The sequence below is a fragment of the Algihabitans sp. genome (assembly GCF_965226985.1).
Classification (GTDB): Bacteria; Pseudomonadota; Alphaproteobacteria; order Kiloniellales; family DSM-21159; genus Algihabitans.
In genome coordinates this window covers 2,232,693-2,258,427 of record NZ_OZ245712.1, presented here as the reverse complement: position 1 = coordinate 2,258,427, position 25,735 = coordinate 2,232,693, and the positions used below count along the sequence as shown (strand labels likewise).

The following is a 25,735-nucleotide window of genomic DNA, read 5'->3' as shown; positions in this document are numbered from 1 at the left end:
GTCCTTCCCGGTTCTTCCCTCTGTCCTACACCAGGCGGCGGCCGCTCGCCAACGTGGCGGGCCCCGGGCACGATTGGGTTTGCGGCTGCCGCCGCAACGCGACCAGCACCTGCCGAGAAGGGGAGGAAGATGCACAGGGGGCTCCACGGACTTAGGCTGGGCGTCTTTCCGCTCGGCACGCTTCTGTCGGCTTGCCTCCTCGTCTTCTGCCTGACGACGCCCGCCGGGGCGCTGGAGATCGACTGCAGCGGGCCGGAGCCGGTCTGGTCTGCAACCGAGCCGCCGGTAAACCTAACGCACATCTTCTGCGGGGAGATCAATCGCCGAGGTCGGCCGGTTGGCTTTCATGCGCGTCCGCACGGGGCCGATCCGCCGAACGCCCGGCTGGTCGAAGTGATCGACGGGCCCAACGCCCTGGGCGTCTACACGGCCGAGGTGGCCGTCCGCCGCCTGGCAACCGGCTGGCAGACGGCCGACGAGAAGTTCTCCAGCTTCTTTCCCGACCGCATGACGCCGCAACAGGTGCTCGACGCCGTCCTGGCGGCTTTTCACGATGCGCAGGGCGGTGATGCGCGAAACGGGCAGGGCAAATGGCGCGGCGATCCGGGGCTGGGCTTCCTGATCGAGGGCTGGCTGTTGCCGGACGGGCGCCGCATCAACACGGCTTGGCCGATCTACGTTGAAGCTGCGCCATGACGGCGGATGACGACACGCTGTCGGCCGCTGCCGAGCCTTTGCCGGTGACGGTTCTTGCTGCAGACTCGCTAGGGCGCTTGCCAAGGCTTCGAGTGCAGCCCGGCTACGAAGCGCTCGCCGGCTTCCTCGAAAGCGACCTGCAAGGCGGCCTGTCCGGGATCGCCCGGCTGCTCGCCGACTTGGGACGGGTGGAGCGCGGCGAGCTTGAGGGCCTGGAACGCACCGGCAATGCTTACCGTCTGACCTTGCGGAACGGTGAGGCACGGCTGCACCTTCTGGAGGGACCTGAGACGTCCGGCTGTCGGATCGACGCGCTGCTGTTCCGCCGCTGCGTCGAGGCCTGGCAGACCGCGCTGCGCTCCTAACAAGTTCAGAGCGCGCCGTTGCCAGTCCCCGGACGTTGCGGCTACCGTTCTGCTCAACCAAGAAGAGTCAAAGACAGAGGCGAGGGAAGGTCAGTCATGGGCAGCTTCGACGAACTGCATCGCCGGTCGCTTGAGGATCCTGAGGGATTTTGGGGGGAGGCGGCCGAGGCGCTGCACTGGTATGAGCGCTGGGACCGGGTGTTGGATGCCCAGGACCCGCCCTACTATCGCTGGTTTCCCGGCGGCAAGCTGAACACCTGCTACAACGCGCTCGACCGCCATGTGAAGGCGGGGCGCGGCGACGACACGGCGCTGATCTACGACTCTCCGGTCACCGACACGGTCCGGCACTACAGTTATGGCCAGTTGCGCGACCTGACGGCGAAGCTGGCCGGTGCGATGGCGGCGCGCGGCGTCGGCAAGGGCGACCGGGTCATCATCTACATGCCGATGGTGCCCGAGGCCGTCATGGCGATGCTGGCCTGTGCCCGTCTGGGCGCGATCCACTCCGTCGTCTTCGGCGGTTTTGCGGCCAACGAGCTGGCAACCCGGATCGACGACTGCGCGCCGAAGCTCGTGCTCTCCGCCTCCTGTGGGATCGAGGGTGCGCGGATCGTGCCCTACAAGCCGCTGCTGGACGCCGCCATCATGATGGCGGTGCACAAGCCGGAGCGCTGCATCGTGCTGCAGCGCCCCCAGGAACGTTGCGAGCTGATGGCCGGGCGGGACGAGGACTGGGAGGAGGTTATGGCCACCGCCGAGCCGCACGACTGCGTGCCGGTCCTGGCGACGGACACGCTCTATGTCCTCTATACCTCCGGTACCACCGGGCAGCCGAAAGGTATCGTGCGCGACACCGGTGGCCATGCGGTCGCTCTGACCTGGTCGATGCGCCACGTCTACGACGTCAAGCCGGGAGAGGTTTATTGGGCGGCCAGCGACATCGGCTGGGTGGTCGGCCATTCCTACATCGTCTATGCACCGCTGCTCTACGGCGCCACTACCCTAGTCTACGAGGGCAAGCCAGTCGGTACGCCGGACGCCGGCGCCTTCTGGCGGGTGATCCAGCAGCACAAGGTGACCACGCTCTTCACTGCGCCGACCGCCTTCCGCGCGATCCGTCAGCAGGATCCGAAGGGCGAGCTGCTGGCCGACTACGACCTCGGCGGCTTCCGTGCGCTCTTCCTCGCCGGCGAGCGCTGCGATCCCGACACGCTGCAGTGGGCGCAGGAGAAGCTGGGCCGGCCGGTGATCGATCACTGGTGGCAGACCGAGACCGGCTGGTCGATCGCCGCCAACTGCCTGGGCATCGAGACCCTGCCGATCAAGCCCGGCAGTCCGACCCGGCCGGTACCGGGCTGGGACCTTAAGGTTCTCGACACGGACGGCCGGGAGGTCGCGCCGGGCACCATCGGCGCGATCTGCGGCAAGCTGCCGATGCCGCCGGGCACCTTCCCGACCATCTGGGGCGCCAAGGAGCGCTACCGCAAGACCTATCTGCGGGAATACCCTGGCTACTATCAGACCGGCGACGCCGGCTTCATCGACGAGGAGGGCTACGTCTTCGTCATGGCGCGCACCGACGACATCATCAACGTCGCCGGCCACCGTCTCTCGACCGGCGCGATGGAGGAGGTGCTGGCCAGTCACCCGGATGTCGCGGAGTGTGCGGTGATCGGCGTGGCCGATTCCCTAAAGGGCCAGATGCCGGTCGGGTTCCTGGTGCTCAACAAGGGGGTCGAGCGCGGCGAGGCGGAGATCGTCAAGGAGGTCGTGGCCATGGTGCGCGACCGCATCGGCCCCGTCGCCGCCTTCAAGCAGGCCACCGTGGTGCCGCGCCTGCCCAAGACCCGTTCCGGCAAGATCCTGCGCGCCACCATGCGCCAGATCGCCGATGGCGAGACCTACAAGACCCCGGCGACCATCGACGACCCGGCGATCCTCGACGAGATCGACGAGAGTCTGCAGGGCATCGGCCTGGCGCGAAAGTCCGCTTAGCAGGGGGCTGCGACGGTGCCGAGGGTACCGGCACCCTTCGACAGGCCCAGGATGAAGACGAAGGTCTCAAGATTCTAAGACCAGTGCTCGCTGAGGAGACCTCATCAAGCGCTGTAGAGCGTTCAAACGCCACGCAGGCTTGTCCTCGCTGACGCTGCGGGCGCGCCGAAGCGTGCGTTTGGGGCGCGCTTGCTTCAGCTCGATGAGTTCTTCTCATCGAGCCTCAGTACAACTTCATCCTGAGCTTGTCGAAGGATGGCCGTACTCAAGAACGAGGGGGTCTTCGCCAACCTGAGGATAAGGAGAGAGTGCTGCTGCCGCCCCGGTTAGCGTGCGCGTGGCGCCGGCGGCGGGCTGTCGATGAAGCGGCGGGCCGCCTCGGCTTGGCGCGGGTTGCTTTCGGCCAGGCGGGTATAGGCCGCTTCCGCCAGCGCCGGGTCGTTGCCCCAGACGCCGGATTGGATCGCGAAGCGCTGCGCCTGGGGATCATCGGGCAATTGCTCGAACAGCCAGCGGGCATGGGGCAGCATAGTCTCGATGCGTCCGCCGAGCTGCAGAGAGACTAGCAGCGCGATGCGGGCGTTGATCGAGTTCGGCACTTGGGAAACCGCCGCGCTGTGCAGCTCGATGGCACGGGCGAAGTCGCCGGTCATCCCCAGCAGCCGGCCGGCCTCCAGATACTGCCCGGCATTCTCCGAGGCACGGCAGCTTTCGGCCAGAGCCAGGGCCACCTGATCGGGCAGGGGTCCGCGCCCGGCCGTCGCCGCGCTGCCCAGGGCATCGGCGCAGCCGCTGAAGGCCGTGCCCAACGCGGTCTGGACGGAGCCCGCGTCGGGGGCGTTGCGCAAGGTCAGCAGCTCGACGACCGCCTCGGCGGGCAGCGCCTCGTAGCGGCCCTCGCCGCCGCCCACGGCGATGCCGACAAGCTGTCCCTCGTCGTCCAGCAGAGCGCCGCCGCTGACGCCCGGTTGCATCCGCGCGGTCACGTGCAGCCGCCCGAGCGGGGCTTCGTCTGCCGGCGGTAGGATCAGGTCGCCCGGCTCGAAAACCCGCACTTCCTGGCGGGCTACGTCTGCGCCGACCGCGAAGAAGGGGCCGTCGTCGTCGCGTGGCTCGGGGGTCAGGATCAGCCCCGTGTCCGGCAGGCCGGCCACCTGCAGCAGAGCCAGATCGCCGCGATAGGCCGAGGCGACGACGCGGCCCTCGCGGGGGCCGCCCGGCGTGAAGACGCTGGCGGTCTCGCGGTCGGCCAGGGCGTGGCGGTTGGTGACCAGCAGGTCCTCGCCGATCCGCACGGCGCTCGCCAGCGGATCGAAGCTCTCGATTGGGAAAACGGCCTGGCGTGCCGCGCAGACCGCTACAGGGTGCGGACAGTCGGCACCTCCCGTCTGAGCAGGGGATGTTTCAGCCGGGGAGGCTGGAGCTGGGGAGACTGGGGGCTGACTCGTCTCCGGCGCGTCTGTCTCATTCGTCGCCGTGCTATCCTGCCGTTCGGGTCGGCTGAAGTCGAGGGTGCCGCGCAGCTCCGCCGCCCCGCGCAGAAACGCGACCTCGACGTCTCCGCCCGGCGGTACCAAAGCCAGGGCGCCGATGGCGTCGCGGGGCGTCCGAACGCGCCGCTCACCGATGCGCAGGACCAGATCGCCGACCTCCAGACCGGCAGCAGCAGCCGCACCGTCGGGGGCGAGAGTCGCGATCCGGGCGGCGACGACCTCGGCCTGGCGGTCGCGCGAGAGCGGCTGCAGTCGCCAACCCGCCGAGACGTAGCTGGCCGCGCCGTCGTCGCGCAGATCCTCGACGACCCGCTGCAGCAAGGGCTGGGAGACGGCGAAGTTGATCCCAATGTTGGCGTCGGCGTCGGACGCGAAGATCGCGGAGAGCAGACCGACCAGCCGGCCTTCGCTGTCGACCAGGGCGCCGCCCGAGCTACCGGGGTTGGCGGCGGCGTCGGTCTGGACGAAATCCTCGATGGGATTGAAGCCGGCGTTGCTGACGTCGCGGGCGGAGACCACGCCGCAGGTGACGGAAAGGCCCAGGCCGTAGGCGTTGCCGATGGCGCAGACCTGCTGCGCCAGCGCCGGTCGCGGTGCCGGTGTCAGGGGAGGTAAGTCGAGATCGACCCGCAGAAGCGCGATGTCGCTGGCCCGGTCCTGGCCGATCAACTCGGCCGGCAGGATCCGCCCGTCGGACAGGCGCACGTCGATCCGCTCGGCCGGTTCCACCACGTGCCAGGCCGTGGCGATCAGGCCGTCCGGCCCCACCACCACGCCGCTGCCTTCCGGGGCGCTGCCGGGCGGGATGGCTTGGCCGCCCTGCGGCCGCCCCGGCCAGACAGGCAGGACCGAAACGACGGACTCGAGCGTGTCCGCCGGAAGCGCCCGCACCGGGCTTGCCGAGAGCAGCAGGGTCGGCAGCAGCAGAGTACCGGCGATGGCGAGCAGGCCCGCGCGCCGCAGCCGGGTTCGGCCGTTCATCGCGGCATGTCCTCGTCCGTCTCCACCGGTTCTCCGGGGGCGGGCACCTCGTCGGTCGGAATGCGGTAACCGCCCTTGAGCCAGCGGCCGAGATCGATCTCGGCGCAGCGCTTGGAGCAAAAGGGGCGATAGCGCTCGATGGTCGGCTTCTGGCAAACCGGGCAGCGCTCGCCGCGTCGGGCGGTCATGGAGACGACTTGGTCATCAGACATGACCTTAGTCTAAAGCAGGATTGCCCGAGGTGGAATCGCTTCGGCGCGTCCGTCAGGGGCGATTGCGCGGTGGCATCTCGCCGGCGAAAACCTCGAACGACGGACCGTCTGCCGGATCGCGCTCATGGAGGATCAACGGGGCACCGAGCCGAGCCTCCACGGCCTGCCGCGCGTTGCGCAGAGGTCCCTCCAGTTCCGCGACGGCCGCGGCCGGCAGGCTCAGAGTCAACCGCGCGGCCGCCGGATGGGCCAGGGCTCGGCGCAGGGCGTCGTAGGCCTGGGTGGTCGGGCTGGCCTGCCAGCCGGCCGCGCGGCAGAGCACCTCGTGCAGGGCCGGGCGGCGGCGTTGGCGGGCGATCTCGACCAGGCCCGACGGCAGCGGCGGAAAGATGGCCGTTTCCACCGGGTCGCCGGCGAAGGCCGTTCTGAGCGCCTTGTGAAGCCGCTCGCGCTGATGGCGCGCGCGCATCTCCAGAAAATCGACAACGATCAGGCCGGAGAGTGCGCGCAGGCGAACTTGCCGTGCGATTTCCTTGGCCGCCGCAAGGTTGGTCTCCAGCGCCCCGGCGGCCCCGCCGGCGGCCCCCCCAGAGTCCACATCGATCGCGGTCAGGGTTTCCACCGGCTCGATCAGCAGCCGGCCGCCGGTCGCCAGAGGGACCTCACGCAGCAGAAGCGCCGCGATCTCCTCCTCCAGCTCGTCGTCGAACAGGGGCGGGCGCGGACCCTGCAGGCGCAGCGTCACGCCCTGGGGCAGCGTCCGGCGCAGCGTTGCCACCCGGTCGCCGTCGTCGCAGAGGACCTCGTCGATATCCCGGCCGAGCAGGCTCAGCGGATCGTCGCCGCGCACCAGGCGCAGCGGCAGCTTTGGGCTTGGCGGAGGGGGGCCTGGCGCTTCGGCGGGCTTGACCTTGGCTCCCTTACCGGCCTGGGCCAGGCGCGTCACGCGCAGGGTCAGGCTCGCACCCTCGGTCAGGCCGGTCGGACAGTCGGTCCAGTCCAGCAGGGCCGGGCGCGACTCGCCCAGCGCGATGAAGGCGCCGAGGTTCTTCTGCAGGCGCAGCACCCGCGCCAACCACACGTCGCCGACGGAGGCGACGCCGTCTCCTTCGCGCTGGACCAGATAGTCGCGCAGCGTTCCGTCCTCCCCCAGCCGCGCGGCGCGCAGTTCGCCGGGCAGGAGGGAGATCAGCAGACGCCCGCTCAACGCCTAGGACCCTTGGACCCGAGGCGACCTGTAGAGCGGATAGCCGAGCCCGGTCAGCAGCTTGGCCGTCTCCGCCAAGGGCAGACCGACGACGTTGGAATAGGAACCGCCGATCCAGGGAACAAAGGCTGCGGCCAGGCCCTGAATGGCATAGCCGCCAGCCTTGCCCTGCCACTCTCCGCTCGCGATGTAGGCCTCCGTTTCGGCCTCGCTCAGCCGCTTGAAGCTGACGGCGGTCACCACCAGCCGCTCCGCCCAGCGGCCGTCCGGAGCCCGCAGCGCCAGGCCGCCCAGCACGCTATGCCGGCGGCCCGACAGCCGGCGCAGGCAGTCGCGCGCGGTGGCCGCATCCTCGGCCTTGGGCAGGATGCGCCGCCCCAGCGCGACCACGGTGTCGGCGGCCAGCAGGTAGCAGTCGGGGTCCTGCGCGGCAACGGCCTCCGCCTTGGCGCGGGCCAGCCGCTTCGCATGGGCGCGCGGCAGCTCGCGCGGCAGCGGCGTCTCGTCCAGCTCCGCCGGACGCACCCGCGTCGGCTCGAGTCCGATCTGGCGTAGCAAATCCAGCCGCCGGGGCGATGCCGAGGCGAGAACCAGATCCGGCGTCGCCGTCTCGGCTTGCGGGGATCGGCACATACGCGCCGTCCTCCCGAACCGGCTACTTGAAGCGGAAGGTGATGCGACCCTTGGTCAGGTCGTAAGGCGTCATCTCGACATTGACGCGGTCGCCGGCCAGAACACGGATGCGGTGCTTGCGCATCTTACCGGCGGTGTGGGCGAGCACTTCGTGGTCATTGTCCAGCTTTACGCGAAACATCGCGTTGGGCAGCAGCTCCACCACCGTGCCCTGGAACTCCATCAAGTCTTCTTTCGACATGCCTCGTCTTATCTGCCCGTTGAAGGTAGCGGCTAAATCGGGCAGCCGGCGCCCCCCGTCAAGGCCGCTACGGCATACCTCACTTGCGCGGACCTTAACCGAGACGCGCCGCACACACAATTCTCACCGCCTCCCCGTTAAGGCACGCGAGACATTACGGCAAATTTCGATCTACAGTCGCACTCAGCGATAAATCAACAACGCATAGGAGGAAGAGGAACGATGGCGGACCTGACGGGCAAAGTCGCCCTGATCACCGGCGGCGGGACCGGGATCGGCAAGGGCATCGCGGAGCGCTTTCACGGAATGGGGATGAAGGTCGCCCTGGCGGGACTGGATCAGGCATCAGGCGCGGCGAACCAGTACTTCGGCCGAAACATGGGGGGCTACACCGCCGCCAGGGATCTCGCCGAGACCCTGGGCGAAGGGGCAGTCGCCATCGAAGCCGATGTGACCGATGCCGCCCAGGTCGAGGCCATGACGGCGGCGACGGTCGAGACCTTCGGCCGCCTCGACGTTCTGGTGAACGGCGCCGGCGTCATCACGGCGAAACCGATTCAGGAGCTGGAGGAGGCCGATTGGGACAGCGTCCTGGGCGTCAATGCCAAGGGGACCTTCCTGACCAACCGGGCGGCGGTCGCGCAGATGCGCGCGCAGGGCGGCGGCGGGTGCATCGTCAACATCTCCTCGATCGCCGGCAAGCTGGGCGTGCCCTTCCTCACCCACTACTGCGCCTCCAAATGGGCGATGATCGGCTTCTCGATCTCGCTGGCCAAGGAGGTCGCGAAGGAGGGCATCACGGTCAACTGCCTCTGTCCGGGCATCGTCGGCACGCAGATGTGGACTTTGCTCAGCAAGGCTTTCGCCCAGCCTGGCGAAAGCGAGGAGGTGGCCTACGCCCGCTCCATCGAGACCTTCATTCCCCAGGGCGTGCCGCAGACCGAGGGCGACATGGCGGACATGACCGCCTTCCTGGTCGCTGCGCCGCACGTCACCGGACAGGCCTTCGCCGTGGACGGTGGCGCGTCGCATTAAAGTGAGGCTTGAGTCTAGAACTGCAGCCTCGCTCTGACCCCGAAATGGCGGGGCGGGCCGGCGACGACAGTCGCCGGTCCGATACCAAAGGCACCGGCGGCCGCGTTAGTGGCGTAGCGCTCGTCGAGCGCGTTCTCGACGAAGGCTTCGACTCCGAAGCGTTCGCCACGCAGGCCGAGTCGCAGGTTTACGATGTCGAAGCCGTCCAAGGTGGGGTTGTCTTGGCTAGTGTCAGCGGTGAAGCTGGAGCGATAGCTGTACTCGACGCGAAAGAAGCCGCGTGCGTTAGGCAAGATTTCCCGCGGATGCTCGTAGTCGCCGACGATGCTGACTGTGTGAACCGGCGCTAGGGGCAGCCGGGTATCGGTCAAGTCGCCCTCGGGTGCATCGGTAAAGTCGGTGTACTTGGCGAAGGTCAGGCCGTTCTGGGCGTCGATCCGCAATCCTTCTAAGGGCTGTGTGGAAATGCCGATCTCCGCGCCGACGCTTCTTGCGCCTGCCGCATTGCGAATGACGTTGTCGGTTAAACGGCCGACCGTGTCGAAGGCATTCACCTGAATGTCGTTGTAGTCGATCAGAAAGCCGCTGCCGTTGACCCGAAGCCGGTCGTCGAACAGCGAGGCGCGGAATCCGCCCTCGAAAGACCGGGCCGTTTCCTCCTCGAAACTGCGGAACCCGAACAAGCCTTGTTGAAAGCCGCCCGGCCGATACCCTGTCGCAAAGGCGAAGTAGGTCGAGAAGTCCTCGGTCCAGTCGTACTTGATAGAAACGTTGGGTGTCACGGAGGTGAAGACTGCCTCGTCCGAGTTGAAGGGTTCTGGCGGAACCGACAGCGCGGTGAGGCCTGAACTCAGGGTCTCTCCATTCTGTCTCACGCGGTCGCGGCTGACGCGCGCGCCTGCGGCGATCTCCAGGTCAGGTATCGGCCGCCAGCGCAGATCCCCGAAAACATTAAGATTGAAGAGGTTCTGCTCTCGCCGGGTTGTAGCAGTGCTGCCGTCGTCCGACCGGCCGATGAGGAGCGCGAAGGCATCTTCTCCTGGATCTGTGAGGTCGCTGGACCTGGATTCGGTGAAGCTGATGTTCGAGCCCAGATTGACGGCCAGCTTGCCGGCCTGCCACGGCAAGGTGAAACGCTCGCTTTCGAACCGGAACTCCTGAGAAACGCTTCGTTCCTCCAATGTGAGATACTGTTCAAAAAAGTCGCTTTCCGTCGAATCCCGATCGTCTGCGGCGTCCAACTCGGTCCGGAAGACGGCTGTCGTCGACCTCAATGAACCGACATCGAAGTCGTAGGTCCATTGCAACGATGCCAGAAGCCGGTCGAGCGAATTCTCTTCGACGAAATCGGCTCCGGTGGCCAGATTGCCATTGAGACCGTCGAGTGCTACGACATTCCTGGCATCGAATTCGCTGCGGTCGAAGGAGACGGAGGCATCGAGGGTCAGTCGGTCGATTGGTTGCGACCTGAGGCTGAGGCGGGCGCCGACATCGTCATTTCCGATCGAATCAGGATCGCCCTCGTTCTCGAAATCGATATAGCCGTCCGAAATGCCGCCGAAGGCCACGAGCCGCGCCGAGAGCAGGCCGTCCTCGACGATCGGTGCGTTGACGATCGCCGTCGCGCGTCCGTCGGGGTAGGAGCCTAGTTCGGTCTCCAGGGAAGCTTCGAACTCGTCGGTCGGCTTGCGGGTCACGAAGTTGATGGCGCCGCCGATGGTGCCGCGGCCGAAGGCCGTGCCTTGGGGACCAAAAATCGTCTCTACTCTCTCGAGATCCACGAGGTTCGGATTGATACCCGCTCGATTGCCGCTCGGATTCAATAGAATGCCGTCCGCGAAAACACCATTGGTCGGTGCCGAGGCTCTGCCGAATAGCGTGTTGCTGATCCCGCGGATCGAAATCTCCAGATTGTCGGGCTCGAAGCCGCCGATAAAACCGACGTTCGGGAGCCGGGAAAGCGCATCCGTCGTATTGTCTATATTTGACCGCTCCAACTCCTCGCCGGTGAGCACCACCACGCTTCCGGGCACGTCCTGCAGCAGCTCCTCGGTCCGCCGGGCGGTGACCGTGACGGGTGCGAGCCTGACCGGCCCGCTGTCCTGGTCTGCGACTGCGCGCTGCAGCGTCACGGTGTCGGCGGCCGTGAAGCGGAAGACCAGGCCGGTGCCCGCCAACAGGCGTTGCAAGGCTACTTCCGGCGTGAAGCTGCCGGTCAGTCCCTGGGTTCGCAACTCGCCGACATCGTCTGTTCGATAGGCGACCTGCAGCCCGGACTGTAGGCGGAAGTCGAGTAGGGCGGAGGACAGGAGCTGCGGTTGGATGTCGAAGTCTCTTTCGGCCTGCGCTTGGGCCTGCTGCTGCGGATTGTCTGCTGCTGGCAGCGGGATCGGCGGTGTTGAAGGTTCCACCGCGCCGGCTGTGAGAGATGTGCACAGCAGGAACGGTAGGAGAGCGCTCCCAAGAATAGAATAGCGACAGTACAGGGCGGCCGGCCCTGCGGAACGGATTGCTTCCCTCGTCATCTTGCCCCTCTCGACGCGGCCAGAGACGCCCTACGCTGCTTTCGCTGCGCGGACGCCGATAGGAGAGGGCGCGAAGCGAGACCCCTTGCGGCACCTCTCCTAGCCACGACGAACGAGGACGGGCGCTGCTCACCCGCCTGCAGGCATTTTTTTCTTCATTACGATTCGCGGGAGGCGCGGCGGCCTGTCAGTGCAGGATGAGCAGATAGTCGGTGACCGCTGTGACGGAGAGGCCGTGCGTGGCGGCGAGGCCTGCGACCGCCGCGTCGACGTTCCGTAGATCGAAGGCGCCGCTGACCGGCCGATAGTCGTCGCCTTCGCCCATCAGCAGGATCCGTCCTGGCCGGTAGCGGTCGAGTTCCTCCAGTGCCCTGTCGAGTGGGAGGCCGTCGATCAGGATGACACCCTGGCGCCAGGCGGCCGCTCTTCGCAGATCGAAGGTCTCCGGCGGGCTGGGCGGATCGTCTTTCGCAAAGCGCGTCCGCTCGCCCGGCCGCGCCAGAATTGCGGCCGCTTCGCTGCCCGCAGCGGCGGGCGAGACGACGCGCACCTGTCCTTCCAGGACGGCGATGTCGGCGGCGTCGCCGTCGTGCCGGACCACGAAGGCCGTCCCGACCGCTTCGATCACGCCGCCGGCCAGTTCGACCCGGAAGGGCCGCTGGGGATCGGGCGCAACCTCGAACAGGGCTTCGCCGCGCAGCAAGGCGATGCGCCTTTCGGCTGCGTTGAAGGTAACGGCAAGAGCGGTATCGGTGTCGAGATGGGTGGTCGAGCCGTCCGACAGGTCGACGCTCAGCAGCTCCCCTTGCGCGGTGCGGTGATCGGCCAGGACTGCGGCGCGCAGCCAGTCGCCGGACAGCAGGAAGAGGCTCAGACAGGCCGCCGCCAGGCCTGCCGCCGCGAAGGTCCGCCGCGCGCGCGCCGAGACCCGGCCCCTGGCGCTGCGCTCGGTGCTGGGTGCCGATGCTCTCGACGCCGGTGCCCAGGTGTGCGGGCCGGAGGCCGCCTTCAGATGACCCAGGCGTTGCCAGAACAGTCGTTCCTGTTCATAGGCTTTCCGGTGCGACGGCGATTGGGCCAGCCACGCCTGGAAGCGGCGCGACTCCTCCGCCGTCGGCTCGCCCGAGGTCATGCGGACGAGCCAGTCGCGCGCCGCGGCGACCGTCTCGTCTTCCCCGCCGAGGTGCTGCCCGTGGTCTTTCATGCCTTGTCTGCGCGTCTGCCGGGATAGGCCCGAGAAGGCGCTCCTTGGGTTCGTTCTGCCTGAGGCGCCGTCCCGCATGACGACGCGCCCTGCAGGCCCGCCATGACCGGTGACCTTCTCACGGCGACCTTCTCATGAATAGACGTGGAAGCTCCTGCTGCGGTTCTGTGAGGCTGCGGCGCTCCATCGAACCCTGTCGTCAAGTGTCACGAACTGCCGCCAGATAATCAATGACCCGCCTCAGGTGTTTGAAGACTGCGGTCGGCGACAGACCGACGAGGGCGGCGATCTCGCGCTGCGACTTCTGTTCGAAACGGCTGAGGTAGAAGATCTTCCGGCTGAGCGGCGGCAGCTCCGCCATGGCGCGTTCCAGGCGTGCCAGCTCGTCGCGGGAGATCAGTGCCTCCTCAGGCGTGGCGACCTCGCTCTCTTCGGCGAGAAAGGCCTGAAGTTCGTCCCGCAACTCCGCCTGTCGCGACTCCCGCCGAAGATGATCGATCGCGAGATTGGAGGCCATGCGGAACAGGTAGGCCCGCCCGTTGCGGACGGCGAAGCTCTCGTCCAGGCCGCAAACCCTGAGATAAAGCTCCTGGGCGAGATCCTGCGCGGCGAAGACCGATTTGAGGCGCACGATTAGAAAACGAATGAGGTCCTGTTCGTTCTCCTTAAAGGCCTCCATCAAGTCGGTGTTGCGCATCAACCGCCATGTCAAATCCGGTCATACGATGACCCCTGCGCGGCTTCCGGCGTTTTGAGCACCGAGCCGGACTGGACCCTATCTTCATTGAGAATAAGTCGCAATAGCAGCCTGAGGCCGCGTCGGTGGAGGCGTCGGTCAGCAGAAGGAATGCAGCCTTGGACCGCGCTCTAAACTTATGATGACAGTAGGAGTCACGCCTGAGGCGCGATCGCTCACGCGATTCCGCCTCAGGCGATCCTGCTGTAGTGATCCTGCTGTAGTGATCCTGCTGTAGTGTAGGGGGTGAGGTCAGAACTGCAGCCTGGCTCTCACGCCGAATCGCCGGGTCGCGCCGACGTCCACGATCCTCCCGGCGCCGAAGGTGCTCGCGAAGCCGGCCGACGATCCGGTGGCATAGGTCTCGTCGAGCGCGTTCTCGACGAAGGCTTCGAAGGTGTAGCGTTCGGCTCGCAGACCGAGCCGCAGATTGAGCAGGTCGAAGCCGTCGAAACCCGGATCATCTGGATCCAGTTCGGTGTTGAAGCTCGTGCGCAGGCTGTACTCGGCCCGCAGGAAGCCGCGCGCGCCCGGCAGGATCTCGCGGGGATGTTCGTAGTCGCCGGCGATGCTGAAGGTGTGAACCGGAGCGTTCGGCAGCCGCCTGTCGGTCAGATCGCCGAATTGGGAGTCGGGATAGTCCGTGAACTTCGCGAAGTTGATGCCGATCTGCGTGTCGATCCGCAAGCTTTCGATGGGTAGGGCGGAGATGCCGATTTCGGCGCCGACGCTGCGGGCCTCGGCCGCGTTGTCGATAAACACCCGCGGAATGCCGCCGACCGTGGTCGCGAGCGAGACCTGGATATCCTCGTAGTCGAGCAGGTAGCCGCTGCCGTTCACCAGCAGGCGGTCGTCGAACAAGGACGCCCGGAAGCCGCCTTCGTAGGACCGGACCTTCTCTTCCTCGAAGCTCGAGAAGCCGAACTGAGTGGAGCTGAAGCCGCCGGGCCGGAACCCGGTCGCGAAGGCGAAGTAGGTCGAGAAGTCGTCTGTCCAGTTATACTTGATCGAGGCGCTAGGCGTAATGGAGGTGAAGTTCGCCTCGCCCGATTCGAAGGGCACGGGTGGACTTGTAAGAGCGGAGAGTCCCGTGCTCACGGTCTCGCCTTCCTCCTTCACGCGGTCGAAGCTGAAGCGCGCGCCGGCGGCCACTTCCAGGTCGGGGATCGGCCGCCATCGCAGGTCGCCGAACAGGCCGAAGTTGAAGACATCCCGGTTCGAGCTGTCGCCGATCGTGCTGCCGTCGTCCGGCAGGGGGCCGACGCCACGGGCTTCGCCGACGAGCCGAAAGGCGTCTGCGCCGGGATCTGAGATGGTGCTGAAATCCCGCTCGCTGAAGCTCACGCTGGTACCCAGATTGAAGGCTATCTCGCCGCTCTCCCCCGGCAGGTCGAAACTCTCGCTCTCGAAGCGGAACTCCTGGGCCAAGGAGCGTTCGTTCAGCGAGGCGACATTGGTGGTGAAGTCGAGTGCCGTAAAATCGTTGTCGTCGACGCTGTCGAAGTCGGTGAGGAAGAGAGAACTGGTCGATCTGAGGGACCCGATGTCGAAGTCGTAGGTGCCCTGGAAGGATGCGAGGATGCGGTTGAGCGAGTTTTCTTCGAGGAAGTCGGCGCCCGTGACCAGGTTCTCGTTCTCGACGCTCCTGAAGTCTACGGTGTTCGAGGCATCGAACTCGGTTCGGTCGAAGGAGAGTGAGGCATCGAGGGTGAGCCGGCTGGTCGGCCGCGACCTGAGACTCAAGCGTGCGCCGACGTCGTCTCGGCCGACGGAGTCCGGGTTGCTGCCCTCGGCGAAGTCGACGAAGCCGTCGGAGATCCCGCCGAAAGCTACCAGCCGCGCCGAGAGCAGGCCGTCCTCCAGGATCGGTGCGTTGACGATTGCGGTCGCGCGTCCGTCGGGATAGGAGCCGAGCTCGGTCTCGAGAGAGGCCTCGAACTCGTCGGTCGGCTTCTTGGTGACGAAGTTGATGGCGCCGCCGATGGTGCCGCGTCCGAAGGCCGTGCCCTGGGGGCCGTAGGCCACCTCGACACGTTCCAGGTCGACAAGACTCGCGTTGATGCCGCTGGTCTCGCCGCTGGGGTTCAAAAGGATGCCGTTGGCGAAGACCCCGTTGGTCGGGCTGCTGGCGGATCCGCTCAGATTGCTGATCCCGCGTATCGACAGATCGAGATCGGCCGGATCCGAGTTGTCGACGAAGTTGACGTTTGGCAGCCGCAGGAGCACCTCGGCGGTGTCCTGAAGGTTGGAGCGTTCCAGCTCCTCGTCCGTCAAGACGACCACGCTGCCGGGCACGTCCTGCAGCAGCTCCTCCGTCCGACGGGCTGTGACGGTGACCGGGCCAAGGCGCGCCGGGCCGCTTTCGGGTTGAACCACGATCCGCTCCAGCGTGACGCTGTTGCCCTCGATGCGGAAGGTCAGGCCGGACGTGCCAAGCAGTTGGCCGAGCGCCGTCCGCGCCGTCGTCGTCCCGGTGAAGCCGGGCGACTGTTGGCCCTCCGTTAACTCGGCGCGGTAGCCGAGCGCCAATCCGGTCTCGTCGGAGAAGGCTTCAAGTGCCGCTTCCAGAGTCTGCGGCGGGATAGCGAAGGCGAAGGTCCTCTCATCGGCCTGTGCGCGCTGCTGCCTTTGCACGGGGCTCGTGGAGGAGGCGCCGTTCGAGGCCTGCGAGAACTGCGACGCCTCTGCATGGGCGCCGGCTGTCCAGGGCGCAGACGCCACGACGAGGGCGGACGAGAGCAGAAGCGATTGCAGATACCTCCACACGGCGCCGTTCTGGCGTGCTGCTTCCGTTTTCTCCATCGCCCCGTCTCCCCCTAACCAGGTACGGGCCTCGCAACGACGCCCGCTCTAAGCTGAGACGTCGGGCTTCCGCAAAACTGCAAAAATAGTTTGGCGAGGATTGGCGCCGGGGCGGGTCGTTCGTGGTGAAAGCGGAACCGCTTCCTCCTGAGGCGACCGCGCTCTAGTGCAGAATGAGCAGCAGGCGCTCGTGTCCGGTCAGATCGGCCGAAACGATGTCGGCGATTCGTCGCGCCGTTTCTGCCGGGTCGTCGAGGGGATAGGAGCCGTTGATGCGTTGCCCTGCGATCTCGGCATCCATGACAACGATACGGCCGGGGATGTAGCGCTCGAGACGCTTCATCACCGCTGCAACGGTCTCCCTGCGGAACTTGAAGCGGCCGTGCCGCCAGTCGAAGCGGGCTGTATCGTTGCGAAACAGAATGGTGCCGTCGCCACCGAAGACCGCAGTCTGCCCGGCGTTCAGAACGACAGGCTGAGCTTCGGCGTCCGTCTGTCCGACGGTCACGGCGCCATGTTCGACCGCCACCCGTAGACCGTCGTCAAGCAACTGGATGTCGAAGGCGGTCCCGGTCACGGTTACTTGCAGGCCTCCGGCCTCGACGATAAAGGGTCGGGACGGGTCGGATACGACATCGAGATGGACACGGCCCTTGCGCAAATCGATGCGACGCAGGTCTGCCGTGAACTGACGATCCGCGGCGCTGTCGCTGTCGAGGATCATCGCCGATCCCTCATCGAGCGCGATCTGCTTGATCTCTCCGATCCGGCTTGAGAAGTCGGATGTCCAGCGGCTCCACTCATTGGTGGCAAACGCGATGCACAGGCAGGCGGCGAGACCGGCCGCGGCCCAGGACAGCGGCGAGAGCGCCGACCGACTGCGTGCCGGACGCCGCGATGGCGATGCGACCCCTTCCTGCGTGTTCCGGACCGCCGTTCCAAGCAGGTTCGACCGGTAGAATGCGCTGAGCTTCTCATAGGCGGCTCTGTTACGCGGGTCGGCGGCCTGCCAAGCCTCGCAGTCCGCGACGTCGGAGGCCGCAGCGGAGCCGGATGTGACGAGCACGAACCACTCCGCCGCCCGTTCTTCGCGCGATCCTTCGTCCGGCCCAGGTTCCGAGTTCGATTGACGGATGCTCATTGCCGGTGCATCGCCTTCCGCATGCGCTTGGCCCTTATGCCTATAACGAATGACGAGGCCGTTTCCACAGAAGAAGCTGCGCCACCCCGCCTGGACTGCGATTCCACCTGAAGCGATCCTGTTCTAACGTCGCCGATTGCGCTCCGCGAAGCACTCCAGCAGCGCCGTCTTGATCTCGTTGCGAACGGTGCTCTCGCTGAGTCCCAGTGCGACCGCGATCGCAGTGACGCTCATCTCGCTCATGCGCCGCATCGTGAAGATCCTGCGTCGGCGCTCCGGCATGGAGGCCAGGACGCTCTCGATCCGTTGCAGCAGTTCCCGATCCTCCAAGAGAGTCTGCGGCGAAGGCTCCGCGGTCGGGATTTCGTCCAGCTCGGCAGGCGGTCCGCCGGGGTCAAAGACCCGGCCGCGGCGCCGATCTTGGCGCAGCTTGTCGTAGGCCAGATTCCGGGCGGTCGTGTAGAGGAAGGGTTTCGGGTGACTGATCGCCCCGGTCACCTCCGCTTGTCGCAGGCGCAGGAAGGACTCCTGGATGATGTCCTCGGCGAGCGCCGGACAGCCGACAAGCTGACGGGCGAAGCGCTTCAACCGCTTGCTGTGGTCCAGGTAGATCCGCTCCAGACTGTCTTTGCGCCCGTCGCGCACCCTCGACCCCGCTGCCCGAAAACCAGTCGGTCGGCAAAATAGCGAGAATGAGAACTACTCGCAACATCTTGCTATGGCGAACCGAAAGGTGGCAATCGGCGAAGATTGGTTCGCTTTGCCTCTGCAAACCGAGCTCCTGTCGAAGCTCCCCCTGCTACGCGCAGCGGCCGTTGTTCAAACAGCCGAAACGATCCGGTTCGCCTGTCAGAACTGCAGCCTCGCTCTGACCCCGAAATGGCGGGGCGGGCCGGCTTGGACGATCACCGATCCGGCGCTTGAGGCAGAGACGGAGGTGTTCGTGGCGTAGCGCTCGTCGAGCGCGTTCTCGACGAAGGCTTCGACTCCGAAGCCTTCGCCACGCAGGCCAAGTCGAAGGTTCACGATGTCGAAGCCATCCAAGGTGGGTTCGTCTTGGCCGATTTCAGCGGTGAAGCTGGAGCGGTAGCTGTACTCGACGCGAAAGAAGCCGCGTGCGTCGGGCAAGACTTCCCGCGGATGCTCGTAGTCGCCGACGATGCTCACCGTGTGAACCGGCGTCAGGGGCAGCCGCGTATCGGTCAAGTCGCCCTGAGGTGAGTCGGTAAAGTCGGTGTACTTGGCGAAGGTCAGGCCGTTCTGGGCGTCGATCCGCAGTCCTTCGAGGGGCTGTGTGGAAATGCCGATCTCCGCGCCGACGCTTCTTGCGCCTGCCGCATTGCGAATGACGTTGTCGGTTACGCCGCCGGCCGTGTCGGGGGCATTCACCAGAATGTCGTCGTAGTCGATCAGAAAGCCGCTGCCGTTGACCAGAAGCCGGTCGCTGAAAAGCGAGGCGCGGAAGCCGCCCTCGAAAGACCGGGCCGTTTCCTCCTCGAAGCTACGGGTACCGAACAAGCCTTGTGCAAAGCCGCCCGGCCGATACCCGGTCGCAAAGGCGAAGTAGGTCGAGAAGTCCTCGGTCCAGTCGTACTTGATGGAGACGTTGGGTGTCACGGAGGTGAAGACCGCCTCGTCCGAGTTGAAGGGCACTGGCGGAACCGTCAGTGCAGATAAGCCTGAGCTCAGGGTCTCCCCGTTCTGTTTCACGCGGTCGCGGCTGACGCGCGCGCCTGCGGCGATCTCCAGATTAGGTATCGGCTGCCAGCGCAGATCCCCGAAAACACCAAGATTGAAGAGGTTCTGCTCTTGCCGGGTCGTAATAGTGCTGCCGTCGTCCGTCAGGCCGTTGGGCGCGAAGGCATCTTCTCCTGGATCGATAACATTGTTGGAGGTCGACTCGGTGAAGCTGATGTTAGAGCCCAGATTGACGGTCAGTCTGCCGGCCTGCCACGGCAAGGTGAAACGCTCGCTTTCGAAGCGGAACTCTTGAGAAACGGTTCGCTCCTCCGATTCAATGCGATCCTCGGCAAAGTCGAGATCCGTGAAATCAAAATCGTCTGCGCGGTCCAATTCGGTCCGGAAAACGGCTGTCGTCGACCTCAATGAACCGACATCGAAGTCGTAGGTCCACTGCAACGATGCCAGAAGCCGGTCGAGCGAATTCTCTTCGACGAAATCGGCTCCGGTGGCCAGATTGCCGTTGAGAACGTCGATTTCCACGCTATTCCTGGCATCGAATTCGCTGCGGTCGAAGGAGACGGAGCCATCGAGGGTCAACCGGTCGGTTGGTTGCGACCTGAGGCTGAGGCGGGCGCCGACATCGTCACTTCCGATCGAATCCGGATCGCCTTCATTCTCGAAATCGATATAGCCGTCCGAAATGCCGCCGAAAGCCACCAATCGGGCGGAGAGCAAACCCTCCTCGACGATCGGTGCGTTGACGATCGCGGTCGCGCGTCCGTCGGGGTAGGAGCCGAGCTCGGTCTCCAGGGAAGCCTCGAACTCGTCGGTCGGCTTGCGGGTCACGAAGTTGATGGCGCCGCCAATGGTGCCGCGGCCGAAGGCCGTGCCCTGGGGACCAAAAATCGTCTCTACTCTCTCGAGATCCACGAGGTTGGGATTGATACCAGCTCTATCGCCGCTCGGATTTAAAAGAATGCCATCGGCGAAGACACCGTTCGTCGGTGCGCTCGCATTGCCGCCTATCGTATTGCTGATTCCGCGGATCGAAAGCACAAGATTGTCGGGACTGAAGCCGCCGATGAAACCGACGTTCGGGAGCCGGGAAAGCGCATCCGTCGTATTGTCTATATTGGACCGTTCCAGCTCCTCGCCGGTCAGGACGACCACACTGCCGGGCACGTCCTGCAGCAGCTCTTCGGTCCGTCGGGCGGTGACGGTGACGGGTTCCAGCCGCACAGGCCCGCTTTCCGGCTGAACCACCACACGTTCCAGCGTGACGCTGTCGGCTGCAGTGAAGCGGTAGGTCAATCCGGTACCGGCGAGAAGCTGCTGTAAGGCGGCCTCGACCGACATGCTTCCGGTCACGCCGTTCGTGCGCAGATCGCTGACCAGATCGCCGTCGACGGAGACCTGGATACCGGCCTGCTGGCCGAAGAGGGGAAGTGCGGCGGTCAGAGACTGGGCGGAGACGTCGAAGCTGGCCTGCGTTTGCGACTGCGCCAGAGCCCCGGTCGTTGCCAGAGTCAGGACGGCAAGAGCCGTCGCAACGCCAAAGGCTTCGCTGCGCAGCCGTTTTACGGCGGACAGTCCGCCCTCGATCGTCGTCCCCATCGACATGTCGCCCCCTGGATCCCGGATGCCTCAATGGCGCTGAGTCGCGAACGCAACTCATTTGCAGCACCTGTAGTGGAGACTTTGCAGCGTCCGGGATATTCAAAAAAAGTTGGGGACGGGGTGTCCGTGCCTGGAAAGCACGAGGATCCAGGGAGAGATTTCGCGAATTCTCGCACCCCGTGCATCGGCCTACACAAGTCTAAAGCGCGACCATCTTCCAAAAGCCGTTATTGCGGCAAAGCCTGTACTCCAGGGTGAGCAGCGCTATCGCACAAATTTCAGAACTGCAGCCGCGCCCTTACGCCGAAATGGCGGGGCGCACCGACTTCCACGGTCGCCGGACCAAGACCGAGGGCGGAAGCGGATGCTTGGTTGGTCGCATAAATCTCGTCCAATGCGTTCTCGACGAATGCCTCGACCGCGTAGTTTTCGGATCTCAGGCCAATCCTGAGATTCAGGATGTCGAAGCCGTCCAAGGGTTCGAAGCTTGGGTCGACGCGATCCCTGAAACTGGACTGAAAGTTGTACTCCGCCCGCAGGAAACCCCGGGCGCCGAGCAGGATTTCACGCGGATGCTCGTAGTCTCCGACCAAACTGAGGGTATGCACGGGTGCGGTTGGCAGCCGTGTCCCGGTTATGTCGCCGAAGACCGAGTCGGTGAAGTCGGTGAACTTGGTGAAGTTCAGACCCATCTGCGCGTCGATTCTCAGCCCTTGGGTGGGCAAAACCGAAATGCCGATTTCCGATCCAACGCTTCGAGCGGCGGCGGCGTTGTCAATTCTGAACACCGGTACGGCACCGCCGTCGTCCACTGTCGTGACCTGAATGTCGTCGTAGTCGAGCAGATAACCGCTACCGGTCACCAGAAGCCGATCGTCGAAGAGCGAAGCTCGAAAGCCGCCTTCGTAGGACAGCACGCTCTCTTCCTCGAAGCCGAATAGGCCAGTCTGCAGCGCACTGAAGCCGCCTGGTCTATACCCGGTGGAAAAGGTGAAGTAGGTCGAGAAATTCTCGCTCCAATCGTACTTGATCGAGGCGCTGGGGGTGACAGCTGTGAAGATCGCCTCCTCCGAGGCGAAGGGTACGGGAGGGCTGGCGAGCGCCGACAAACCCGAGGTTACGATTTCGCTCTCCTGTCTCACGCGATCGCGACTGAAGCGGGCGCCGAACCCGATTTCCAGTGCTGGAATCGGCCGCCATCTCGCATCGCCGAAAAGACCTATGTTGAAGACATTCTGCTTGGAACTGGAAAGCGTCGTGCTGCCGTCGTCCAACTCGCCGAATAGCGCGAAGGCGTCGGAACCTGGGTCACTCAAGATATCCCGCTCGAACTCGCTGAAATTCGTGCTGACACCGAGATTGAAGCTGACCTCGCCGCTCTGTGCTGGAAGCGTGAAGCTCTCGCTCTCGAAGCGAACCTCTTGGGCGACCGCCCGTTCTTCGAGGGTGCCTGTAGTGACGTCGAAATCGATTTGAGAAAAGTCGGTGTCTTCGGCGATCTCGCTCTCATTTTGCAGGAACGACGTTGTGGATCTTATCGAACCCCTATCGAGATCATAGACCCATTCGAAGGAGGTGAGCAGCCGATCGATCCTGCCTTCGCCGACGAAATCCGCTTCGGACACTAGGTCGTCGTCGTCGAAACGATCGATCGGCACTTCGTTTTCAGCGTCGTACTCCGTGCGGTCGAAGGAGACGGAGCTATCGAGTGTCAGGCGGTTGGTTGGCCGCGACCTGAGGCTCAAGCGGACGCCGATATCGTCCCGCCCGATGGAATCGGGATCGCTCACATTCTCAAAGTCGACGAAACCGTCCGAGATTCCGCCGAAAGCGACCAGCCGAGCCGACAGCAAGCCATCGTCGAGAATAGGGGAATTGACGATAGCCGTGCCGCGACCGTCAGGGAAAGAGCCGATCTCCGTTTCAAGCGACGCTTCGAACTCCTCCGTCGGCTTCTTGGTGACGAAGTTGATGGCACCACCGATCGTGCCGCTACCGAAAGCCGTGCCTTGCGGACCGAAGACGGCTTCCACCCGCTCCAGGTCGACGAGATTCGGATCGATACCGAAAGCCTGCCCCGTCGGATTGAGCAGGATTCCGTTCGAGAAGACACCGTTGGTCGGGCCGCTGGTGCCAACGCCGGCTAGATTGCTGACGCCGCGAATGGAAAGCGGAAGAGAGTTGGGATCGGAGCCGCTGAGAAAACCGACGTTGGGCAGACGAGACAGTACGTCTGTCGCGCTGCCGACGTTGGATCGCTCCAACTCCTCGCCGGTGAGCACCACCACGCTTCCGGGCACATCCTGCAGCAGCTCTTCAGTGCGCCGGGCGGTGACGGTGACGGGGGCGAGCCTGACCGGCCCGCTTTCCGGCTGAACCACCACACGTTCCAGCGTGACGCTGTCGGTCGCCGTGAAGCGGTAGGTCAATCCGGTACCGGCGAGAAGCTGCTGTAAGGCGGCCTCGACCGACATGCTTCCGGTCACGCCGTTCGTGCGCAGATCGCTGACCAGATCGCCGTCGACGGAGACCTGGATACCAGCCTGCTGGCCGAACAGCGGCAGCGCGACGGTCAAGGGTTGGGCGGAGACATCGAAGCTGGAGGGCGTCGTCGTCTGGGCCGGAGCGGCGGTCGATGCAAAGGCGATCAATGCAACTGCCGTTGCAATCCTGGAGACGGCGCTGCGTAGCCCTCTTCCGGCGGATGCTCCGTCCCCGAACTTCTTCCCCTCACCGAACTTCTTCCCCCCACCGAACTTCTTCCCCCCACCGAACTTCTTCCCCATCGACTCTTCGCCCCTGATCCCCGAACGCATCACTACAGGATCTGCGAATGCAACTTGTTCGCAGATCCTGTAGTGAAGACTGCGCGGCGTCCGGGATATTCAAAAAAAGTTGGGGACGGGGTGTCAGTGCCTGGAGAGTACAAGGACCCAGGGAGAGGCTTTGCGAACCCTGGCCCCCTGTGCGTCCGCCATCGCACGCAGGGCAGCCTCGGGATCGGACAGCTTGTAGAGGCCGGTCATCGGTGCCTGGGCAAGCTGCGGGTCAGCCACGATGATGATGCCGTCGAAGTAGCGGTCGAGGACAGCGACCAACTCGCCGAGCGGCCGATGCTGCGCGGCCAGCAAACCATCGCGCCAGGCGGCGACGAGAGAGGGTGCGACCTGCCGCGTCGTCCTGTCGCCGTTCGCAGCAACCTCCAGAACGTCGCCGGGACTAAGACTGTAGCCGGCTGCGGTCCCCTCTCTGTCCGCAGGCGTCGTGACCTGGACGGCCCCTTCCTCGACGCCGATCATGGCGCTTCGCTCGCTCAGGCCGACGGTGAAGCGCGTGCCCAGGACGACTGTCTCCGTCCCGGCCGCTTCCACCCGAAAGGGGCGGTCGGTCTCGGGCGCCACCTCGAAGAAGGCTTCGCCTCGCAGCAGCTCGACCCGCCGTTCGGAAAGATCGAAGGTGAGGGCGACCGCGCTCTCCGGCGCAAGCTGCAGGCGACTGCCATCCTCCAGCTCGATAGACCTGACCTCGCCGGTACCGCTGCGCTGGTCCGCCCGCAGGGTCACCAGCGCGTCGGGCAGTAGCAGCACCACCGAGAGAAGCGAAGCGGCAAGGCCGCCGAGGATGAGGGCAGGGCGGCGCAGTCGGCGTCTTGGAGGACGAAGCTCTTCGGGCCGTCTTCGCTGCGCAGCCGCCCTGCCGACAGGGGGCGGCGTTTTTTCGGGCCGGGTATCGCGCGCCTCTGCGGAGGCGCCCCAATCCTCGATGTGGGCCGGCAGCGTCATGGCCATCAACTGCCAGGTTCGCAGTGTTTCGCCCCAGTCATTGCGGTGGCCTTCGTCGGCCGCCAGCCAGCGCCGATGGTCTTGGCGCAGGCCCTGGTCGTCGGGCGCATCCCTCAACGCAATCAGCCACTCGCTGGCGCTTCGCGGTGTCCGTCCGTCGCTCATCGCTGCAGCATCACGATCTGCGCCCCAGTCTCGACTTGCAGTGGTCGAGCGCATCGACCACCAAAGCATGGGCCGTTCCGACAGAGACTCCCAGATGCGCGGCGATGTCGGCAATCCGGTAGTCGCCGAACCTATGCATCTCCAGAGCCACGCGCGAGCGCCTCGGCAGTTCGTCCAAGGCCGCCTGCAGCAGGCGCAGCTGATCGCGGTCGATAGCCTGACTTTCGGGGTCCGGCCGGTCCGCGGGAATCCTGTCGGCGCCGGCCGCGTCGCCCAGAGTCAGATGTCCGCGTTCGCGATTCAGGCGCTGGCGCACGTCAAGGGCAAGATTCCGCACGATTTTGAACAGATAGGCCAGCGGCTCGTCCAGACTGTTGTCGGCCGCGTGCCGCTTTTCGGCTCTCTCCAGTCTCAGATAGGCATCCTGGACCACATCCTCCGCCAGGCTTCGCTCGCCGACGATGTCCTTCGCATAGTTCAGCAACGCGGTTCGATGCGTCATGAAAAGCGCGAGTGACGTGCTGTCCTGACCCAGGGTCAAGTTTCCCCATACGGCGCAATCCCAGGGCGGTGCGGTCCCGTCGCCAGACCAGTCATGAGATTGCGAATTATTCTCAATTCTTTTCTAGCGACGGATCGGGAGCCGCGCAACTCCTCCGCACTTTAGACCTCGGGCTTTAGGTCCTTCGGGAAGCGGGCCTGGATCCGGGCCAGCAGGTCGTCGCGGGAGCGGCGGAAGGCCTCCAACCTTTCCTCCCGGGTGCCCTCGACCATGGTGGGGTCCAGGGTCGGCCAGTAGACGACGTCGCAGGCCATGGTGCGGGTCATCTCGACGGCGGAATGCTGGGCCTCCGGCGAGAGGGAGACGATCAAGTCGAAGGAGGAGTCCTCCAGGTCGTCGAAGGTCTTCGCCCTGTGACGGGAGATGTCGATGCCCAGCTCTTCCATCGCGGCGACGGCGAAGCCGTTGACCTCCTGCGCGCGCACCCCGACGGAGTCGACGTAGATCCGGTGCCCGAGCAGGTGTTTCAGCAGCCCCTCGGCCATGGGAGAGCGCACCGAGTTTTCGGAGCAGGCGAAGAGAACGGCATCGGGCAGGGCGAGGGACGGTCCCGAAGAGAGCTCGGCGGACAAGGCGGCGTATGGCTGAGGGGAAGGCCCGGCAGACAGCTCGGCAGTCGGCTTGGCGATCGGCCTGGCAGTCGGCTTGGCCATCGGC

20 protein-coding genes are annotated in these 25,735 nt (G+C 65.3%); 4 read left to right on the top strand and 16 right to left on the bottom strand.

Annotated features, from left to right (window positions below; translation table 11 throughout):
• Nucleotides 1–129 precede the first annotated feature (129 nt).
• The 3 genes from ACO054_RS10390 (at nt 130) to ACO054_RS10380 (ending at nt 3,059) form a co-directional block, all read left to right on the top strand.
• Nucleotides 130–696, top strand: coding sequence for an EndoU domain-containing protein (locus ACO054_RS10390; RefSeq protein ID WP_421706499.1), 567 nt, complete (start codon nt 130–132; stop codon nt 694–696).
• A complete protein-coding gene (locus ACO054_RS10385; protein ID WP_421706498.1) occupies nt 693–1,061 on the top strand; it encodes a hypothetical protein in 369 nt (122 codons plus the stop codon). The genes ACO054_RS10390 and ACO054_RS10385 overlap by 4 nt, the downstream gene beginning before the upstream one ends.
• A 96-nt stretch (nt 1,062–1,157) precedes the next feature.
• Entirely contained in the window at nt 1,158–3,059 is a 1,902-nt protein-coding gene (locus tag ACO054_RS10380) for a propionyl-CoA synthetase (protein ID WP_421706497.1), read from the top strand.
• Nucleotides 3,060–3,385: 326 nt separating this feature from the next.
• On the opposite strand, the gene ACO054_RS10375 is transcribed toward ACO054_RS10380, so the two are convergent.
• Genes ACO054_RS10375 through infA form a run of 5 tightly spaced genes read right to left on the bottom strand, consistent with a single transcriptional unit; the run spans nt 3,386 to nt 7,826 of the window.
• Nucleotides 3,386–5,533, bottom strand: a complete 2,148-nt coding sequence (locus ACO054_RS10375; protein WP_421706496.1) for a trypsin-like peptidase domain-containing protein — start codon at nt 5,531–5,533, stop codon at nt 3,386–3,388.
• Nucleotides 5,530–5,745 (bottom strand): DNA gyrase inhibitor YacG, encoded by a 216-nt coding sequence (locus ACO054_RS10370; protein ID WP_421706495.1) that lies wholly within the window; start codon nt 5,743–5,745, stop codon nt 5,530–5,532. The genes ACO054_RS10375 and ACO054_RS10370 overlap by 4 nt, the downstream gene beginning before the upstream one ends.
• A 52-nt stretch (nt 5,746–5,797) precedes the next feature.
• Complete coding sequence (locus ACO054_RS10365; RefSeq protein ID WP_421706494.1) at nt 5,798–6,952, bottom strand: ribonuclease E/G; 1,155 nt, start codon at nt 6,950–6,952, stop codon at nt 5,798–5,800.
• A gap of 3 nt (nt 6,953–6,955) precedes the next feature.
• Complete coding sequence (locus ACO054_RS10360) at nt 6,956–7,585, bottom strand: Maf family protein (RefSeq protein ID WP_421706493.1); 630 nt, start codon at nt 7,583–7,585, stop codon at nt 6,956–6,958.
• Nucleotides 7,586–7,607: 22 nt separating this feature from the next.
• Entirely contained in the window at nt 7,608–7,826 is a 219-nt protein-coding gene (gene infA / locus ACO054_RS10355; protein WP_119166174.1) for a translation initiation factor IF-1, read from the bottom strand.
• A gap of 222 nt (nt 7,827–8,048) precedes the next feature.
• Here infA and ACO054_RS10350 point away from each other — a divergent pair, with 222 nt between their 5' ends.
• Entirely contained in the window at nt 8,049–8,861 is an 813-nt protein-coding gene (locus ACO054_RS10350; protein ID WP_421706492.1) for an SDR family NAD(P)-dependent oxidoreductase, read from the top strand.
• 14 nt (nt 8,862–8,875) lie between these two features.
• On the opposite strand, the gene ACO054_RS10345 is transcribed toward ACO054_RS10350, so the two are convergent.
• The 11 genes from ACO054_RS10345 to ACO054_RS10295 all read right to left on the bottom strand — a co-directional run bounded on the left by ACO054_RS10345 (nt 8,876) and on the right by ACO054_RS10295 (nt 25,731).
• The gene (locus ACO054_RS10345; RefSeq protein ID WP_421706491.1) at nt 8,876–11,272 is read right to left on the bottom strand and encodes a TonB-dependent receptor domain-containing protein; all 2,397 of its coding nucleotides are present in this window, start codon (nt 11,270–11,272) and stop codon (nt 8,876–8,878) included.
• A 301-nt stretch (nt 11,273–11,573) separates the two neighbouring features.
• Nucleotides 11,574–12,590 (bottom strand): FecR family protein, encoded by a 1,017-nt coding sequence (locus tag ACO054_RS10340; RefSeq protein WP_421706490.1) that lies wholly within the window; start codon nt 12,588–12,590, stop codon nt 11,574–11,576.
• Between the two features lie 199 nt (nt 12,591–12,789).
• Nucleotides 12,790–13,287 carry an RNA polymerase sigma factor gene (locus tag ACO054_RS10335; RefSeq protein ID WP_421706489.1) on the bottom strand — a complete coding sequence of 166 codons (498 nt, stop codon included), beginning with the start codon at nt 13,285–13,287 and terminating at the stop codon, nt 12,790–12,792.
• Between the two features lie 291 nt (nt 13,288–13,578).
• On the bottom strand, nt 13,579–16,128 hold the full coding sequence (locus tag ACO054_RS10330; protein WP_421706488.1) for a TonB-dependent receptor domain-containing protein: 2,550 nt from the start codon (nt 16,126–16,128) through the stop codon (nt 13,579–13,581).
• A 163-nt stretch (nt 16,129–16,291) separates the two neighbouring features.
• Complete coding sequence (locus ACO054_RS10325; RefSeq protein ID WP_421706487.1) at nt 16,292–17,269, bottom strand: FecR family protein; 978 nt, start codon at nt 17,267–17,269, stop codon at nt 16,292–16,294.
• Between the two features lie 123 nt (nt 17,270–17,392).
• Complete coding sequence (locus ACO054_RS10320) at nt 17,393–17,914, bottom strand: RNA polymerase sigma factor (RefSeq protein ID WP_421706486.1); 522 nt, start codon at nt 17,912–17,914, stop codon at nt 17,393–17,395.
• A gap of 204 nt (nt 17,915–18,118) precedes the next feature.
• Entirely contained in the window at nt 18,119–20,566 is a 2,448-nt protein-coding gene (locus ACO054_RS10315) for a TonB-dependent receptor domain-containing protein (RefSeq protein WP_421706485.1), read from the bottom strand.
• Nucleotides 20,567–20,847: 281 nt separating this feature from the next.
• Nucleotides 20,848–23,355, bottom strand: a complete 2,508-nt coding sequence (locus tag ACO054_RS10310) for a TonB-dependent receptor domain-containing protein (RefSeq protein WP_421706484.1) — start codon at nt 23,353–23,355, stop codon at nt 20,848–20,850.
• A 123-nt stretch (nt 23,356–23,478) separates the two neighbouring features.
• On the bottom strand, nt 23,479–24,516 hold the full coding sequence (locus tag ACO054_RS10305; protein ID WP_421706483.1) for a FecR family protein: 1,038 nt from the start codon (nt 24,514–24,516) through the stop codon (nt 23,479–23,481).
• 10 nt (nt 24,517–24,526) lie between these two features.
• A complete protein-coding gene (locus ACO054_RS10300; RefSeq protein ID WP_421706482.1) occupies nt 24,527–25,018 on the bottom strand; it encodes a sigma-70 family RNA polymerase sigma factor in 492 nt (163 codons plus the stop codon).
• Nucleotides 25,019–25,179: 161 nt separating this feature from the next.
• Nucleotides 25,180–25,731 (bottom strand): low molecular weight phosphatase family protein, encoded by a 552-nt coding sequence (locus ACO054_RS10295; RefSeq protein WP_421706481.1) that lies wholly within the window; start codon nt 25,729–25,731, stop codon nt 25,180–25,182.
• Between the last annotated feature and the right edge of the window lie 4 nt (nt 25,732–25,735).

What these genes read in the sequence shown, in the direction of transcription:
- ACO054_RS10375 (WP_421706496.1), bottom strand. Translation starts at nt 5,533, where the DNA reads ATGAACGGCCGAACCCGGCTGCGGCGCGCGGGCCTGCTCGCCATCGCC.
- ACO054_RS10305 (WP_421706483.1), bottom strand. Translation starts at nt 24,516, where the DNA reads ATGAGCGACGGACGGACACCGCGAAGCGCCAGCGAGTGGCTGATTGCG.
- ACO054_RS10335 (WP_421706489.1), bottom strand. Translation starts at nt 13,287, where the DNA reads ATGCGCAACACCGACTTGATGGAGGCCTTTAAGGAGAACGAACAGGAC.
- ACO054_RS10360 (WP_421706493.1), bottom strand. Translation starts at nt 7,585, where the DNA reads ATGTGCCGATCCCCGCAAGCCGAGACGGCGACGCCGGATCTGGTTCTC.
- ACO054_RS10340 (WP_421706490.1), bottom strand. Translation starts at nt 12,590, where the DNA reads ATGAAAGACCACGGGCAGCACCTCGGCGGGGAAGACGAGACGGTCGCC.
- ACO054_RS10325 (WP_421706487.1), bottom strand. Translation starts at nt 17,269, where the DNA reads ATGAGCATCCGTCAATCGAACTCGGAACCTGGGCCGGACGAAGGATCG.
- ACO054_RS10380 (WP_421706497.1), top strand. Translation starts at nt 1,158, where the DNA reads ATGGGCAGCTTCGACGAACTGCATCGCCGGTCGCTTGAGGATCCTGAG.
- infA (WP_119166174.1), bottom strand. Translation starts at nt 7,826, where the DNA reads ATGTCGAAAGAAGACTTGATGGAGTTCCAGGGCACGGTGGTGGAGCTG.
- ACO054_RS10370 (WP_421706495.1), bottom strand. Translation starts at nt 5,745, where the DNA reads ATGTCTGATGACCAAGTCGTCTCCATGACCGCCCGACGCGGCGAGCGC.
- ACO054_RS10385 (WP_421706498.1), top strand. Translation starts at nt 693, where the DNA reads ATGACGGCGGATGACGACACGCTGTCGGCCGCTGCCGAGCCTTTGCCG.
- ACO054_RS10315 (WP_421706485.1), bottom strand. Translation starts at nt 20,566, where the DNA reads ATGGGGACGACGATCGAGGGCGGACTGTCCGCCGTAAAACGGCTGCGC.
- ACO054_RS10350 (WP_421706492.1), top strand. Translation starts at nt 8,049, where the DNA reads ATGGCGGACCTGACGGGCAAAGTCGCCCTGATCACCGGCGGCGGGACC.
- ACO054_RS10295 (WP_421706481.1), bottom strand. Translation starts at nt 25,731, where the DNA reads ATGGCCAAGCCGACTGCCAGGCCGATCGCCAAGCCGACTGCCGAGCTG.
- ACO054_RS10390 (WP_421706499.1), top strand. Translation starts at nt 130, where the DNA reads ATGCACAGGGGGCTCCACGGACTTAGGCTGGGCGTCTTTCCGCTCGGC.
- ACO054_RS10300 (WP_421706482.1), bottom strand. Translation starts at nt 25,018, where the DNA reads ATGACGCATCGAACCGCGTTGCTGAACTATGCGAAGGACATCGTCGGC.
- ACO054_RS10330 (WP_421706488.1), bottom strand. Translation starts at nt 16,128, where the DNA reads ATGGAGAAAACGGAAGCAGCACGCCAGAACGGCGCCGTGTGGAGGTAT.
- ACO054_RS10310 (WP_421706484.1), bottom strand. Translation starts at nt 23,355, where the DNA reads ATGGGGAAGAAGTTCGGTGGGGGGAAGAAGTTCGGTGGGGGGAAGAAG.